Raw genomic sequence first — 14,494 nt, 5'->3', positions numbered from 1 at the left:
AGGGAGGGTTGGGGGTTTCCCGCCAGTCTCATCGTCCTTCCGCGTCGGGCCGCCCTGTCAAGGGCGCTCCTTCGTCGCGTCGCTTCGCGATCGCCTGCGGCGACCCTTGACAGACCGCCCCGCCACGAAAAGCCGAAGACTGCCGGGAACCCCCCAAAGGAACGGGACGGACCGGAGATGGACATCCGGCGGGATCAGCGACCCGTCGGGGTCGTCGGGACACGGCAGACCAGCGATCCGGCCCCCATCACCGTCAATCGGCGCCACCCCACGCATCAGATCGCTACGCGCTCCTGTCGTCTTAGCGTCCGGCGGCCGTCTGGGGCCGCTACCTGCACGAACGGCCGATGAGATGGGCATCCGGGCCGCTGGGCGCGTCAGATCGCTACGCGCTCCTCTCTTCTCGGCGGCCATCGGCCGCCTTGGGCTGGTACCGGCACCACAAGCCAACCCGCAGAGCATCCCAGCCCAGGACGGCGGCAAGCCGCCGAGAAAAGAGAAGCGCGTAGCGATCTGATGCGTGGGCTGGCATCGATTGCACCTCATGGGGGCCGGATGTGTGGTCTGCCGGCCCCCGGCCTGCCCGGCTGATCCCTGACACGGCCGCATGTCCAAGGAACATCCGTCCCGTTCCTTTGGGGGGTTCCCGGCAGTCTTCGTTTTTCCGTGGCGGGACGGTCTGTCAAGGGTCGCCGCAGGCCATCGCGAAGCGACGCGACGAAGGAGCGCCCTTGACAGGCCGGCCCGACGCGGAAGGACGATGAGACTGACGGGAAACCCCCAAGCCTTCTCTGAGACCGCCCCACCGGGACCCCGCCCTCCCCCCATCCGGGTGGCCCCCGTCGCCCCGCCGTCGTCGCGTCGCCTCCCCCACCCCGCCGCCGTGGCAGCATCGGCCAGCGGAGGTGATTACATGACAAAACGACCGCAACGGCCACTCGGCATCGGTACCGGCATCAGCATCAGCTGCCTCGCCGCCGCCCTCCTCGTCACCGCGGCACCCCCGCCCGTCGCGCGGGCCGAGCCCGTCGGGGAGCTGCTCACCCGGCTCCAGGGGCTGTACCAGCAGGCCGAGGAGGCCACCGAGGCCTACAACGCCGCCGAGGTCGCCCTCAAGTCCCGCCAGGCGGAGGAGGAAAGGCTCGCCACCGCCCTCGGCAAGGCCCGCTCCGCCCTCGACTCCGAGCGGGTCACCGCCGGGCGGCTCGCGCGGGAGCAGTACCAGGGTGCCCGGGGCGGCGGGCTCTCCCCCTACCTGCGGATGCTGCTCTCCGGCGACCCCCAGCAGGCCCTCGACCAGCGTCGGCTCGCCGCGCGCGAGGGCGCCCGGCGGGCCGGGGTCGTGGCGCGGCTGGAGCGGGACCAGCGGCAGGCGGGCGCGCTCGCCGACGCCGCCCGCAAGGCCCTCGACGCCCAGCAGAGCCTCGCGGCGCGGCAGAAGGAGGCCCGGCAGGAGGTCACCGGCCGGCTCAAGGAGGTCGAGCGGCTCCTCGCCTCCCTCACCCCTGCCGAACTGGCCGGGCTCAGCACCCGGGAGGCGGCCGTCACCGCCGGCGCGCAGCGCACCCTGATGGACTCGGGCCGGCTGCCCGCCCGTACGACCCCGCCCACCGCCGCAGGCGACGCCGCACTCCGCTACGCGACCGCCCAGATCGGCAAGCCGTACGTGTGGGGCGCCGAGGGGCCGGCCTCGTTCGACTGCTCCGGGCTGACCTCGCAGGCCTGGGAGCACGCCGGGCGGTCCATCCCCCGTACCAGCCAGGAGCAGTGGGCGCAGCTGCCCCGGATCCCGCTGGACCGGCTGCGCCCCGGGGACCTGGTGGTCTACTTCCCGAAGGCCACCCACGTGGCCCTGTACATCGGCGACGGCAAGGTGATCCAGGCCCCCCGTCCGGGCGCGAAGGTCAAGGTCTCACCGATCGCGGCGAACCCGCTGCTCGGCGCGGTCCGCCCGGACCCGGACGGGACCCCGCTGGCCCGCTTCACCCCGCCGCCGCTGCCGGAGGCCGAGCCGACGACGGGGGACGGCGCGGGGGAGGACGCGGGCTACGACGCGGACGCCGACCCCACGGCGGCCTCCGCCTCGGCCTCGGCCTCCGCGACCTCGGCGAGGTAGTCCTCCGCGTCCTCGGGGTCGTAGAAGTACGCGTCGAAGTCGGCCGGGTTGTCGAAGCCGTTGGCGAATCGATCCGCCACCCGCTGGTACCGCCCGGCCGCCCCGATCAGCTCCAGCACGTGCTCCGGCGGGACGCCCAGCATGGCGTTGGTCCACTGGGTGACGGGCTTGCCGGTGGTGAACCAGTACTTGTCGAAGGTGGCCTTCATCCAGGCCTCGTCGAACGGCTTGTCGCCGTGCATCAGGATCGACGACAGGTACGAGGCCGCGCACTTCGCGGCGGCGTTCGCGCCCTGCCCGGTGACCGGGTCGTTGGCGACGACCACGTCCGCCACGCCCAGCACCAGTCCGCCGCCGGGCAGCCGCCCGACCGGCTTGCGCACCACCGGTGCGTAGCGGCCGGCCAGGGTGGCGCCGGAGTCGGTCAGTTCGACCTTCGTGGCGCGGGCGTACTCCCACGGCACGAACTTCTCCATCAGCTCCAGCGTCAGCTCCAGGTGCTCCCCGGGGTCGTTGACGCCCCGGAAGACGTCCAGCGGACCGCCCGGGAGCCCCTCCCAGAACAGGATGTCCGCGCGCCCCGAGGTGGTCAGCGTCGGCATGACGAACAGTTCGCCGACGCCGGGGACGAGGTTGCAGCGCACCGCGTCGGTGTCCGGGTGCTCCGGGCGCGGGCCGAGCCCGTGCACGTACGCCACGGCCAGGGCCCGCTGGGGGCTGTCGTACGGGGAGCGTGCCGCGTCCCGTCCGAACATGGAGACGAGCTCGCCCTTGCCGGCGGCGACCAGCACCAGCTCGTAGGCGCGGGAGAAGTAGTCGAGGTCGGCGACGGACGCGCCGTGGATGACCAGCTGGCCGCCCCGCTGCACGAACACGTCGAGCCAGCCGGCCATCTTCACGCGCTGGTCCACGGACTGCGCGTAGCCCTTGAGGCGGCCCAGCCAGTCGACGGCGCGGCCGCCGTCGGGGGCGGCGACGGAGACGCCGAGGCCCTGGATCCGGGGGGCCTGCCGCTCCCAGAAGTTCAGCTGGAGGTCGCGCTCGTGCCGGAGCGCGGAGTCGAACATGCACTGCGTGGACATGACCCGCCCGGTGCGGATCTCGTCCGCGGTCCGGTTGGACATGAGGGTGACCTCGTAGCCCTTCGCCTGGAGGCCGAGGGCGAGCTGGAGGCCGGACTGCCCGGCCCCCACGACAAGTATCCTGCGCATTTCACGTTCTCAATCTGATCGGGCTCGGCCGGCTATGCGGGCGTGGCGTCCAGCGCGTGGCCCACCAGGGTCAGCAGGGACTCGACGACCGTGTCCCGGCGCCGCGCGTCCATGATCACGACGGGTACGTCCGGCGGGATCGTGAGCGCCTCCCGCACGTCCTCCGGCTCGTACTCCTTCGAGCCCTCGAAGTGGTTGACGGCGACCGCGTACGGCAGTCCGCAGCTCTCGAAGTAGTCGAGGGCGGGGAAGCAGTCCCGCAGCCGGCGGGTGTCGGCGAGCACCAGGCCGCCGATGGCGCCGCGCACCAGGTCGTCCCACATGAACCAGAACCGCTCCTGGCCCGGCGTCCCGTACACGTACAGCACGAGGTCGTCGGCGAGGGTGATGCGGCCGAAGTCCATCGCGACGGTGGTCGTGTTCTTGTCCGGGGTCCCGGTCAGGTCGTCGGTCGGGACGCTGGCCTGGGTCATCACCGCCTCGGTGCGCAGCGGGGTGATCTCGGAGACGGAGGACACGAAGGTGGTCTTGCCGACTCCGAACCCGCCCGCGACCAGCACCTTGACGGCGACGGGAGCCCGCGAGCGGTCGTACTGCCACGGCTGGACGGGCTCGTCGTCCAGCGGGAGCGCGGTGTCCGGACCGGTGACGGTGCCGGGGACCACGTCGGTGACGGCTTCAGAGACGGCGAAGGCCATCGAGCACCCTTTCCAGCAGCGCGCGGTCGGGGCGGCCGGTGCCGTGCCCGGAGCCGTAGACGCGGATCCGGCCCTGGTCGGCGAGGTCGCTGACCAGGACCCGGACGACGCCGAGCGGCAGCTTCAGCAGCGCGGATATCTCGGCGATGGTCCGCATCCGCCGGCACACCTCGACGATGGCCCGCATCTCGGGCATCCGGTCGGGCGTTTTGGCCGGTCCGGAGTCCAGGGTGGCGACGAACGTCTCCACGAGCAGCACCTGGGTGAAGCGGGTGCGGCCGCCCGTGAGGGAGTACGGGCGGACGCGGGCGGGGCGGCGGTCGGCTCCGCGTATCGGCAGCCGGTCGGAGGCCGGACTCCTCACGGGGTGTTCTCCATCGACTGGCGCAGCTCACTGCGGACTTCGGGGGTCAGGACGTGGCCGGCGCGGCCGACGAACAGGGCCATGTGGTAGGCGACGACGCCCATGTCGCAGTCGGGCGTGGCGTGCACGCCCAGCAGGGAGCCGTCGCTGATGGACATGACGAAGACGGAGCCGTTCTCCATCGCCACCATGGTCTGCTTGACCGAGCCGAACTCCATCAGGGCGGCCGCGCCGGTGGTGAGGCTGCCGAGTCCGGACACGATGGTGGCGAGGTCGGCCGAGGCGCCGCGGGGGCCCTTGGGCCGGTCCGCCCTGCCCGATTCCGGTGCCGCCTCGGAGGAGAGCAGCAGCAGCCCGTCGGAGGACACGACGGCCACGGAGTTGACCCCGGGCACCTCCTCCACCAGGTCTGTCAGCAGCCACTGCAGGTTACGGGCCTGGCTGCTCAGTCCGTAGGTGCTGGGCGCGGTCATGTGCGTGCCTCCTGTGCGGTGTCCCCCTGGTCGGTGTGTCCCCGCCCGTGGGCCTCCTGAGCCCCCGGGCCCCCCGGCGTCTGCCGCTGGTCCTGTGCGATTTCGGCGGCGGCGACCCGGCGCCCGTCCTGGGCGCCCTGGTAGAAGCCGCCGAGCCGGCGGCGCAGTTCGTCGGCGTCGACCCGGCGCGGCTCGGGGCGGGCCGCGGCGGGGCGTCCGGCGCCGCCGCCGGGGGCGGCCACGGCGCGCGGGGTGCGCTTGGGGAGGCCCTTGGCGGTGACGGCCTCGGTGCCGGGCTCGGGGTGGCTGCCCTGGCGGGGGACGAAGCCGTCCTCCGCGTCGGGCGCCCGGCGGTGTCCGCCCTGGTCGGCGTCGGTCCGTTCGCGGCGCGGCAGTCCCGCCTTGCGTACGGGGCCACCGGGCGCGGTGCCCGGCTCCCCGGCGGCGTCCGCCTGGGCGGGGTCGGCCTCGGTGAAGGCGTCCGCGTCGGCGTCGGGCACGACCCGGGCGAGGAGTTCCTCGGCGGGCGTCTCGGCGGCCGGGGCGGCGGCGGTGAAGACCTGGTCGGCCGGGGGCGGCGGGGCGTCGTCGAAGGCGCCGGCCGAGGGGACGGCGCGCGCGGGCCGCTCCTCGCGGGCACCCCGGTCCGCGTCCTCGTCCGCGTCCGTGTGCGCGGGCCGCTTGGTGAAGGCTCCGGCCCCGAAGGCCTCTGCCACCAGATCGGCGGCCGCGAAGTCCTCGGCGTCGTCGAAGTCGTCGGCGTCGTCGAAGTCCTCAGCGTCGTCGGCCTCTATGCCGGTGTGCCCGGACTCCGGTCCTTCGGCCTCGGCGGTCTCGAACGCGGCCGTCTCGGCCTCGGCCGTCTCGAACGCGGCGGCCTCGGACCCCGCGCTCCCGGACCCGGCGTCGGCCCCAGGCAGGGCGGCCCCGGCCTCACCGGCACCCGCCGGCCCGGAACCGGCCTCCTCCGCCGTCTCCGCGTCGTCCGGCGTCTCCGCCTCGTCCGCCGTCTCCGCCTCGAACGCCTCCGCCAGCGTGACCACCTTGGCGGTCTCCTCGGGCGCCGGGGCGTCCGTCACGGGCGGGCGCAGCCGGGGCGGGAGGGTGTGCTCGTTGGCCTCGGCGATCACGCCGGGCAGCTGGTACGCGGGCGCGCCGGCGGAGCCCAGGCTGTGGACCGGGGAGAACGGCGGGGCGTCGGGCAGCAGTGCGGCCGGGATGACCACGACGGCTTCCGTGCCGCCGTGGGCGGCGGTGCGCAGCTCGGCGGTGACGCCGTGGCGCGCGGCGAGGCGGCCGGCGACGTACAGGCCGAGGCCCAGGCCGTGCTCGGCCTCGGGCTCCTCGTCGTAGGCCTCGGGGGTGGAGAGGCGGGAGTTGAGGGAGTCGAGCCGGTCCCCGGTGACGCCGATGCCCTCGTCGACGACGGACAGCACCACGTCGCCGGCGTCGGTGATCAGGCCGGAGACCTTCACCTTGGCTTCCGGCGGCGAGAAGGTGGTGGCGTTCTCCAGGAGCTCGGCTACCACGTGCGAGATGTCGTCGGCGGCGTGCCCGGCGACCTGCGTGTAGGAGGGCAGGGTGGTCAGGTCGACGCGCTCGTAGCGCTCGATCTCGCTGACGGCGGCGCGCATGACGTCGACCAGCGGCACCGGCAGGCTCTGCCCGTGGCCGTGTTCCTGTCCGGCGAGGACCAGGAGGTTCTCGTTGTGGCGGCGCATGACCGTGGCGAGGTGGTCGAGCTTGAAGAGGGTGGCGAGCCGGTCGGGGTCGCCTTCCTTGGACTCCAGCTCCTCGATGACCGCGAGCTGGCGCTCGACGAGGCCGAGGGTGCGCAGGGAGAGGGAGACCGAGGTGGTGGACATGATGCGGCGGTGCTCTTCGAGCCCGGCGCGCAGCTCCGCGAGTTCCCCTTCCAGGGACTTGCGGGTGGTGGCGAGCTCCTGTTCCCGGGCTTCGCGGCTGGCGGCGAGGGCCTCGTTGCGGCCGATGAGCCGGGTCCGGTCGGCGTCGAGTCCGGCGACCTTGGTGTGGAGGGCGACGGTCTGTTCGCGGACGGCGTTGAGGTGGCGGACGACCTCGGCGAACTCGTCGTTGCGGCCGGTGAAGCGCACCGGTTCCTGGGCGCCCTCGGGGGTCGCGAGCCGTTCGGCGCCGCGGCGCAGGACGGACAGGGGCCGGGTGAGGGAGCGGGCGACCGCGGTGGAGAAGCCGATGACGAAGAGGAAGAGGACGCCGAGTCCGGCGACCATCAGCTCCAGCCGGGTCACGTCGTCGTCGCGCTGGGCGGTGAGGGCGGTGGCCCGCTGGCCGGCGAGGGTGGCTTCGACGGAGCGCATGCGGTCGAGGCGGGCGGTCAGCGCGGCGGCGAGGGCGCCCGGGTCGGTGGCCTTGCGTTCGGCGGCGGTCAGGGCGGGCCGCTCGGTGAGCCGCTTGAGCTGGTCCTCGGCGGTCTTGACCTCGGGGCCGGTGACGGTGGCGGCGAGGGTCTGGCGCACGTCGGGGCGCGCGGCCCGGTTGAAGTCGTCGAGGGCGGCCTGTTCGCGGACGCGGGAGCGCTGCGCGGCGGCGCTGAGCTCGTCGGCGACGGCGTTGTTCGGGGCCTGTTCGGCGCGGGGGACGGCCAGTGCGGCGAGCAGCAGCCCGCGGGTGGCGGAGGCCTGGTCCACGGCCTGGCTCAGGGGGGCCATGGGGCGGGTGACGGCGAGGGCGGCCTCGGCGCGCGGCGGGGTGAGCTCGGCGAGCCGGTCGCCGGGCGCGAGGAGTTCGGTGAGGACGCCGGCGTAGGCCTGCTGGGCGGCCACGGCGCTGCCCTTGCCGTCGACGGCCTCGGCGCGGGCGGCCTTGATGTGGCCGAGGGCGCGGGCGAGGTCGGCGTCGGCCTCCGGGCGGAGTTCGGCGAGCTGCCGGTCGGTGCGCGCGGTGCGCTCGTCGACGGGGGCCTTGGCGTTGCCGGGGCGGCCCTTGGCCACGTACTCGACGACGGCGTCGCGCTCGTCGCCGACGAGGTGGACGAGGGTGAGGGCGTGCTGTGTCTGCTCGGCGAGGGTGACGAGTCGCTGGGAGTCGTCCAGTTCCCTGGTGGCGGAGACCACGGCGGGGGTGCCGGCCGCGAGGACGGTGAGTCCGGCGACTGCTACTCCGACCACCAGCCTGCTGCGGACGCGCACGCGTCGTCCTGCGTTGGCGGGTCCGTCGGCGCTGGCGGTGCCGTTCTTCCGAGACCGCTTCTTCTGCACCGGTGCTCGCAATCCTGTACGTGAGGTCGTGCTCGTCTACTCGTGTGGCCGAGGTAACGGCCGGTCAACAAGTAAACGCCCCCTGCCCCCTCGTACCGCCTCAGACCTTCGCAGTGTGTTGGGAGGAGAGCCGCACATCGCCCACCCGGCCACTCGAAGGAGTGAACATCACGGAGGAGTGGCCGACCAACTCGGGCACGGCGTGCCAGAGGCCGCCCGTGGACGGGCGGTTGAAGGTCGAGGCGGGCTTTGGCAATATGCCCGCCCACATTTACCGGCGGTACCCGTTCCGGCATTGGTACGGACCTGACCGGCGCCACAGGGCTCCGGTGGGCAGAATGTCCGCATGCGCATCGACCTGGCTTCAGCTCCCGGAAGTGCCGAACGCCCCAACGAGGACTGGGTATCGGCGTCGACACCTGCGGCGGGAGGGGGCGTTGTGGTGGTCCTGGACGGGGTCACTCCGCCCCGCGGGGACGACGGCTGCGCGCACGGAGTGCCCTGGTTCGCCACCCGTCTGGGTGGCCGATTGACCGAACTGTCCGGATCGCGGCGGGACATGCCGCTCGACCGGATCCTGGCCCGGGCCATCGAGGACACCGCCGACGCACACCGAGGCACCTGTGACCTTTCTCACGTGCGCACTCCGCAGGCGACGGTGGTGATCGCCCGCTGGGACGCGGCGGGCGTGGAGCACCTCGTCCTCTCGGACTCCGTGCTCCTGCTGCGGGCTCCCGGTGGCGGGGTCACGGCGGTCCTCGACGACCGGCTGGACCGGATCCCCCGGGAGGTGCGCGGCTCGGTGGCGGCCACGGACGCCCTGCGCAACGCCGAGGGCGGCTTCTTCACCGCCGCCGCGGACCCGTCGGTCGCGGCCCGGGCGGTCACCGGGCACACCCCGCGCGAGCGGGTGGGGGCGCTGGCCGCGCTGACGGACGGGGCGAGCCGGTGGACGGACACGTTCGGGCAGGGCGACTGGGCGGCCTGCCTGGACGTGCTGCGGGACGAGGGGCCTCGGGGGCTGATCGGGCGGGTCCGGGCCATCGAGGCCGACCCGCTGCGCCCGCCGGCGCGGTACAAGCGCCACGACGACGCCTCGGCGGTGTACGCGGAGCTGTGAGCCCGCGCCTTCCCCGGCGGCCCGGCGGTCCTACTCCTCGCCGGAGTTCAGCTGTCTGAGCAGCCGGGCCAGCTCGGCCACCTCGCCGCGGTCCCAGTCGGCGAGCTTGCGCATGTACTGCTCGCGCCGGGCACCGCGCACCCGCAGGAAGCGGTCCCGGCCCTCGTCCGTGAGGCCGACGAGGAAGGCGCGGCCGTCGGCCGGGTCCGGCTCGCGGGCGACCAGGCCCAGGAGCTCCAGGGCGCGCAGCTGGCGGCTCATGGTGGCCTTGCCGACGCCGAAGTAGGCGGCCAGCTCGGTGGCCCGCTGGCGGCCGGCGGCCTCCAGCCGGACGAGCAGCCCGTACGCGGCGGGCTCCAGCTCCGGGTGCAGGGCGCGGGCCATCTCGCCCGAGGAGGCCCGGGCGCGCCGCAGGAAGACGGACAGCTCCCGCTCCAGCGCGAGGAACTCCTGGTCTTCACTGCCGTGCACGTGCCGCTCCCATCCCTGGTGGGGTGCGAGCCTGGCACCCCGGTACGGGTCCAGTATTTCGCAGGTGGTGCGCCGCGGGCCCGGGACCCCGCCTGGGGGTCCCCCCGGACGGAGTCTGGGGGAGGGGGTTCCGGGCCTGCGGCGGCGCGGCGCCGCCGGTCAGGCGGCCTTGGTGAAGGAGACCACCGCCGGGGCGAGGGCCAGCTCCAGCACCTGGCGCACATCGGTCACCGGGTGCACCTCCAGCCCCTCCAGCACCTCGGCGGGGACGTCGTCCAGGTCGGCCTCGTTGCGCTTCGGGATGATCACCGTCGTGAGCCCGGCCCGGTGCGCGGCGAGCAGCTTCTGCTTGACCCCGCCGATGGGCAGCACCCGTCCGGTCAGCGAGACCTCGCCGGTCATGGCCACGTCCGTGCGGACCTGGCGGCCGGAGAGCAGGGAGGCCAGCGCGGTGGTCATGGTGATGCCCGCGCTCGGCCCGTCCTTGGGGACGGCGCCCGCCGGGAAGTGGATGTGCACGCCCCGGTCCTTCAGGTCGGCGACGGGAAGCTCCAGCTCGGCGCCGTGCGAGCGCAGGAAGCTGAGGGCGATCTGCGCCGACTCCTTCATCACGTCGCCCAGCTGCCCGGTCAGGGTCAGCCCGGCGGCGCCCGTCTCCGGGTCGGCCAGGGAGGCCTCGACGAAGAGCACGTCCCCGCCGGCACCGGTCACGGCGAGGCCGGTGGCCACGCCCGGGACCGCCGTGCGCCGCTCCGCCGGGTCCTGGGCGGACTCCGGCACGTGGTGCGGGCGGCCGATCAGGCCGCGCAGCTCGCCGGCGCCGATGGTGAACGGGAACTCCCGCTCGCCCAGCTCGTGCTGCGAGGCCACCTTGCGCAGCAGCCGCGCGATGGACCGCTCCAGGGTGCGCACGCCCGCCTCGCGGGTGTACTCCCCGGCGAGCTTGCGCAGCGCCTCCTCCTCCAGGACCACTTCCTCGGCGGTCAGCCCGGCGCGCTCCAGCTGGCGGGGCAGCAGGTGGTCACGGGCGATGACGACCTTCTCGTCCTCGGTGTAGCCGTCGAGGCGGACCAGCTCCATCCGGTCGGCCAGGGCCTCGGGGATGGCCTCCAGGACGTTCGCCGTGGCCAGGAAGACCACGTCGCTGAGGTCGAGCTCCACCTCCAGGTAGTGGTCGCGGAAGGTGTGGTTCTGGGCCGGGTCCAGCACCTCCAGCAGGGCCGCCGCGGGGTCGCCGCGGAAGTCGGAGCCGACCTTGTCGATCTCGTCGAGGAGGACGACCGGGTTCATCGACCCGGCCTCCTTGATCGCCCGGACGATGCGGCCCGGCAGGGCGCCGACGTAGGTCCTGCGGTGGCCGCGGATCTCGGCCTCGTCGCGTACGCCGCCGAGGGCCACGCGGACGAACTTGCGGCCCATGGCGTGGGCCACGGACTCCCCGAGCGAGGTCTTGCCGACGCCGGGGGGCCCGACCAGCGCGAGCACGGCACCGCCGCGCCGCCCGCCGATGACGCCCATACCGCGCTCGCCGCGCCGCTTGCGCACCGCGAGGTACTCGGTGATGCGGTCCTTCACGTCGTTCAGCCCGGCGTGCTCGGCGTCGAGCACGGCCCGCGCGCCCTGGATGTCGTACCGGTCCTCGCTGCGCTCGTTCCAGGGCAGCTCCAGCACGGTGTCCAGCCAGGTGCGGATCCAGGAGCCCTCGGGGCTCTGGTCGCTGGAGCGCTCCAGCTTGTCGACCTCCTTGAGCGCGGCCTCGCGGACCTTCTCGGGCAGGTCGGCGGCCTCGACGCGGGCCCGGTAGTCGTCGGACTCCTCGCCCTCCTTCTCCCCGCCGAGCTCGCGCAGCTCCTTGCGGACGGCCTCCAGCTGGCGGCGCAGCAGGAACTCGCGCTGCTGCTTCTCGACGCCGTCCTGGACGTCCTTGGCGATGGACTCGGCCACGTCCTGCTCGGCGAGGTGGTCGCTGAGCGCCTTGACGGCGAGCCGCAGGCGGGCGACCGGGTCGACGGTCTCCAGCAGTTCGACCTTCTGCGCCACGGTCAGGAACGGCGAGTACCCGGAGTTGTCGGCGAGCGCCGACACCCCCTCGATCTGCTGCACCCGGTCCACGACCTGCCAGGCGCCGCGCTTCTTGAGCCAGCTGGTGGCGAGTGCCTTGTACTCCTTGACGAGCTCGGCGACCGCCCCGGGCAGCGGGTCGGGCACCTGCTCCTCCACGGTCTCCCCCTCGACCCAGAGCGCCGCCCCGGGCCCGGTGGTCCCGGCGCCGATCCGGACGCGGCCGCGCCCGCGGATCAGCGCCCCGGGATCGCCGTCGGAGAGCCGCCCGACCTGTTCGACGGTCCCCAGCACACCGATCCCGGCGTACTTCCCGTCGACCCGCGGCACGAGCAGCACCCGGGGCTTCCCGCTGCCGCGCGCCGCCTGCGCGGCCTCGACGGCGGCGCGCACCTCGGCGTCGGACAGGTCCAGCGGGACGACCATCCCGGGCAGCACGACCTCGTCGTCGAGCGGCAGCACGGGCAGGGTGAGCGTTACGGACGTCGAAGCCATGATCTTCCCTCCGGCAGTGAAGTTGAGCTATGCCGACTCAATGCTTCTGCGCCCGGCAATGTTCCCCAACTCGCGTTCGCCCGGGGCGAACACCTCCGAGGCCCTCCGCGTAGCACCATGAGCCCATGGCAGACATACGACGGACCGTCAGCTCGGGCTCGCCCCTGGAACCCCGGATCGGCTTCTCCCGCGCGGTGCGCATCGGACGGCACGTGGCCGTCGCGGGCACGGCGCCGATCGGGGACGACGGCTCCACCGTGGGCCCGGGCGACGTGTACGCCCAGACGGTCCGCTGCCTGGACATCGCCGGTCGGGCCCTGGAGGAGGCGGGCGCCTCGCTCGGACACGCCGTGCGGACCCGGATCATGCTGACGGACATCACCCGTTGGGAGGAGGCCGCACGGGCCCACGGCGAACGCTTCGCCGGCATCCGCCCGGCGGCCACCTTCGTGGAGGTCTCGCGCTTCATCGACCCGGCCTGGCTGGTCGAGATCGAGGTCGACGCGATCCTGGACGAGGAGTGACGGGCCCTACGACGCCCCGACGGTGATGTCGCCGGTGCTGGTGCGGACCGTGATGACCGACCGGGCGCCGGGGCTGTCGTTCAGGGAGATCCGCCGGGTCCCGGCGGACGTGTCGGTGGACACCCGGTACGGGCCCTGGGGGGCCTTCAGCCCGACGTCGCCGGAGCTGGTGGTGACGGACACGGAGGCCGGGGGCTTCGCGAACTCCGCCCCCACCTCCCCGGAGCTCGCCCGGAACTCGGCCTCGGCCCCTTCCAGCCCGGTGGCGGTGATCCGCCCCGAGCTGGTGCGCACCTTCACCGGCCCGGTGATCGCCTCGGCCCGGACGTCTCCGGAGGACGAGGTCAAGTCGGCCCCGGCGACCCCCCTGACCGTGATGTCACCGCTGCTGCCCTCGACCCGCACCCGCGCCGCCGCGGGCACCTCCAGGCGGTAGTCGATCCAGCAGTCGTCCTCACAGCCGTCGCTGAAGGTCAGCACCCCGCCCGAGACCCGCTGCCCGGGCGTGGGCACGGCGGCGCCCCGGTAGTGGACGACCCGGCGGACGGCGACCCCGGGGCCGGAGCCCGGGACCACCTCGACGTCGCCGCTGCGGACGTCCTTCAGCTCGACCGCCGTCACCGCCTCGGAGACGGTGGCGTCGGCGTCGGCGGTCTGCACGGGGCCCACCCCCGTCAGGGCGCAGCCGGACAGCAGGAGAGCGGCCCCGAGGGCCGTGACGGCGAGGCGGGTTGACGTGGTGTGAGGTGCCATACCCACAAGCCTGCCCAGCCCGGCCCCGGAGCGCGCGGGTGCGGGCATCCCGATCCGGGGTGGTGCTAACCCCACCCCGGCCCGCCCGCCGGCCTCCCCGCGCCTCAGCTCCCGGCCACCACGGGCCACTCCGAGGGCATCCCCCACTCGCTCCACGAGCCGTCGTACACGGCGGTCTCCCCGTACCCGGCCAGGGTCGCGCCCAGCGCCAGCACGCAAGCCGTGACACCGGAGCCGCAGCTGAAGTAGAGCCGCTCCCTCTCCCCGGCCAACGCCTCGAAGGCGGCCCGGAGTTCCCCGGCCGGACGCATCAGCCCCCCGGGCCCCTGGAGTTCGCCGAACGGCAGGTTCAGCGCCCCCGGCATGTGCCCGCCGCGCAGCCCCGGCCGGGGCTCGGGGGCACTGCCGGCGAACCGCTCCCGGGTCCGGGCGTCGAGCACGGCGGCGGCCGGGTCGCCGAGCGCGCCGGCGACGGTGCCGGCGTCCACGAGCAGCCCGGGACGCGGCCGGGCGGTGAAGGACCCGCGCGGCCCGTCGTACGCCGCCGGCCCGTCCTCGACGGGCAGCCCGGCGGCGCTCCAGGCAGGCAGCCCGCCGTCCAGCACGGCGGCCCGGTCGAAGCCCATGGCCCGCAGCATCCACCAGGCCCGGGCGCTGGAGTAGATCCCGGCACCGTCGTAGACGACCACGGCGTCGTCCTCGTCGACCCCCAGCCCCCGCAACGCCTCCTCGAACGCCGCCGGTGCCGGCATGGTGTGCGGGGCGGGGGCGGCATGGTCGGACAGCACCCCGTCCAGGTCGAAGGGGCGCGCCCCGGGGATCCTGCGGGCCCCGCCCCGGTGCGCCCCGACGGACGCGTCGAACACCACGACCCGTCCCAGCCGTCCGGCGAGCCAGCCGGCGCTCACGAGTGGTCCGGGTATCTGTCCGGGTATCCGGGGGACGGGCATACGGGCCTCCGCGGCGGTG

At 74.2% G+C, this 14,494-nt stretch carries 12 protein-coding genes; 3 read left to right on the top strand and 9 right to left on the bottom strand.

Annotated features, from left to right (window positions below):
- Window positions 1–913: 913 nt before the first annotated feature.
- Window positions 914–2,116 (top strand): C40 family peptidase, encoded by a 1,203-nt coding sequence (locus tag ABT403_RS22875; RefSeq protein ID WP_344165010.1) that lies wholly within the window; start codon window positions 914–916, stop codon window positions 2,114–2,116.
- Here the strand turns inward: ABT403_RS22875 and ABT403_RS22870 are convergent.
- The 5 genes from ABT403_RS22870 to ABT403_RS22850 are packed head-to-tail and all read right to left on the bottom strand — an operon-like array spanning window position 2,047 to window position 8,032.
- A complete protein-coding gene (locus ABT403_RS22870) occupies window positions 2,047–3,327 on the bottom strand; it encodes a styrene monooxygenase/indole monooxygenase family protein (protein WP_344165007.1) in 1,281 nt (426 codons plus the stop codon). The genes ABT403_RS22875 and ABT403_RS22870 overlap by 70 nt on opposite strands.
- A 32-nt stretch (window positions 3,328–3,359) precedes the next feature.
- The gene (locus ABT403_RS22865) at window positions 3,360–4,025 is read right to left on the bottom strand and encodes a GTP-binding protein (RefSeq protein ID WP_344165004.1); all 666 of its coding nucleotides are present in this window, start codon (window positions 4,023–4,025) and stop codon (window positions 3,360–3,362) included.
- The gene (locus tag ABT403_RS22860) at window positions 4,006–4,389 is read right to left on the bottom strand and encodes a DUF742 domain-containing protein (protein WP_344165001.1); all 384 of its coding nucleotides are present in this window, start codon (window positions 4,387–4,389) and stop codon (window positions 4,006–4,008) included. Before ABT403_RS22860 ends, ABT403_RS22865 begins: the two co-directional genes overlap by 20 nt.
- Window positions 4,386–4,862, bottom strand: a complete 477-nt coding sequence (locus tag ABT403_RS22855; protein ID WP_344164998.1) for a roadblock/LC7 domain-containing protein — start codon at window positions 4,860–4,862, stop codon at window positions 4,386–4,388. Before ABT403_RS22855 ends, ABT403_RS22860 begins: the two co-directional genes overlap by 4 nt.
- Window positions 4,859–8,032, bottom strand: coding sequence for a sensor histidine kinase (locus ABT403_RS22850; RefSeq protein WP_344164995.1), 3,174 nt, complete (start codon window positions 8,030–8,032; stop codon window positions 4,859–4,861). The genes ABT403_RS22855 and ABT403_RS22850 overlap by 4 nt, the downstream gene beginning before the upstream one ends.
- A gap of 415 nt (window positions 8,033–8,447) precedes the next feature.
- Between ABT403_RS22850 and ABT403_RS22845 the strand changes: the two genes are divergently transcribed.
- Window positions 8,448–9,221, top strand: a complete 774-nt coding sequence (locus ABT403_RS22845; RefSeq protein ID WP_344164992.1) for a protein phosphatase 2C domain-containing protein — start codon at window positions 8,448–8,450, stop codon at window positions 9,219–9,221.
- Window positions 9,222–9,251: 30 nt separating this feature from the next.
- Here the strand turns inward: ABT403_RS22845 and ABT403_RS22840 are convergent, their stop codons facing one another.
- Both ABT403_RS22840 and lon read right to left on the bottom strand, forming a co-directional pair.
- Window positions 9,252–9,692, bottom strand: coding sequence for a MarR family winged helix-turn-helix transcriptional regulator (locus tag ABT403_RS22840; RefSeq protein WP_344164990.1), 441 nt, complete (start codon window positions 9,690–9,692; stop codon window positions 9,252–9,254).
- 159 nt (window positions 9,693–9,851) lie between these two features.
- Entirely contained in the window at window positions 9,852–12,248 is a 2,397-nt protein-coding gene (gene lon / locus ABT403_RS22835; protein WP_344164986.1) for an endopeptidase La, read from the bottom strand.
- A 125-nt stretch (window positions 12,249–12,373) separates the two neighbouring features.
- Between lon and ABT403_RS22830 the strand changes: the two genes are divergently transcribed.
- Complete coding sequence (locus ABT403_RS22830; protein ID WP_344164983.1) at window positions 12,374–12,772, top strand: RidA family protein; 399 nt, start codon at window positions 12,374–12,376, stop codon at window positions 12,770–12,772.
- Window positions 12,773–12,778: 6 nt separating this feature from the next.
- Here ABT403_RS22830 and ABT403_RS22825 read toward each other — a convergent pair whose 3' ends face one another.
- Both ABT403_RS22825 and ABT403_RS22820 read right to left on the bottom strand, forming a co-directional pair.
- A complete protein-coding gene (locus tag ABT403_RS22825) occupies window positions 12,779–13,525 on the bottom strand; it encodes a DUF4097 family beta strand repeat-containing protein (protein ID WP_344164980.1) in 747 nt (248 codons plus the stop codon).
- A 104-nt stretch (window positions 13,526–13,629) separates the two neighbouring features.
- Window positions 13,630–14,475: a sulfurtransferase gene (locus tag ABT403_RS22820; protein ID WP_344164977.1), complete on the bottom strand. Its 846-nt coding sequence runs from the start codon at window positions 14,473–14,475 to the stop codon at window positions 13,630–13,632.
- Window positions 14,476–14,494 lie beyond the last annotated feature (19 nt).

Origin of the sequence: Streptomyces sp. NPDC000075, from assembly GCF_040301925.1 — a bacterium.
Lineage (GTDB): Bacteria > Actinomycetota > Actinomycetes > Streptomycetales > Streptomycetaceae > Streptomyces > Streptomyces polychromogenes.
This window is presented reverse-complemented; position numbering and strand designations above follow the sequence as displayed.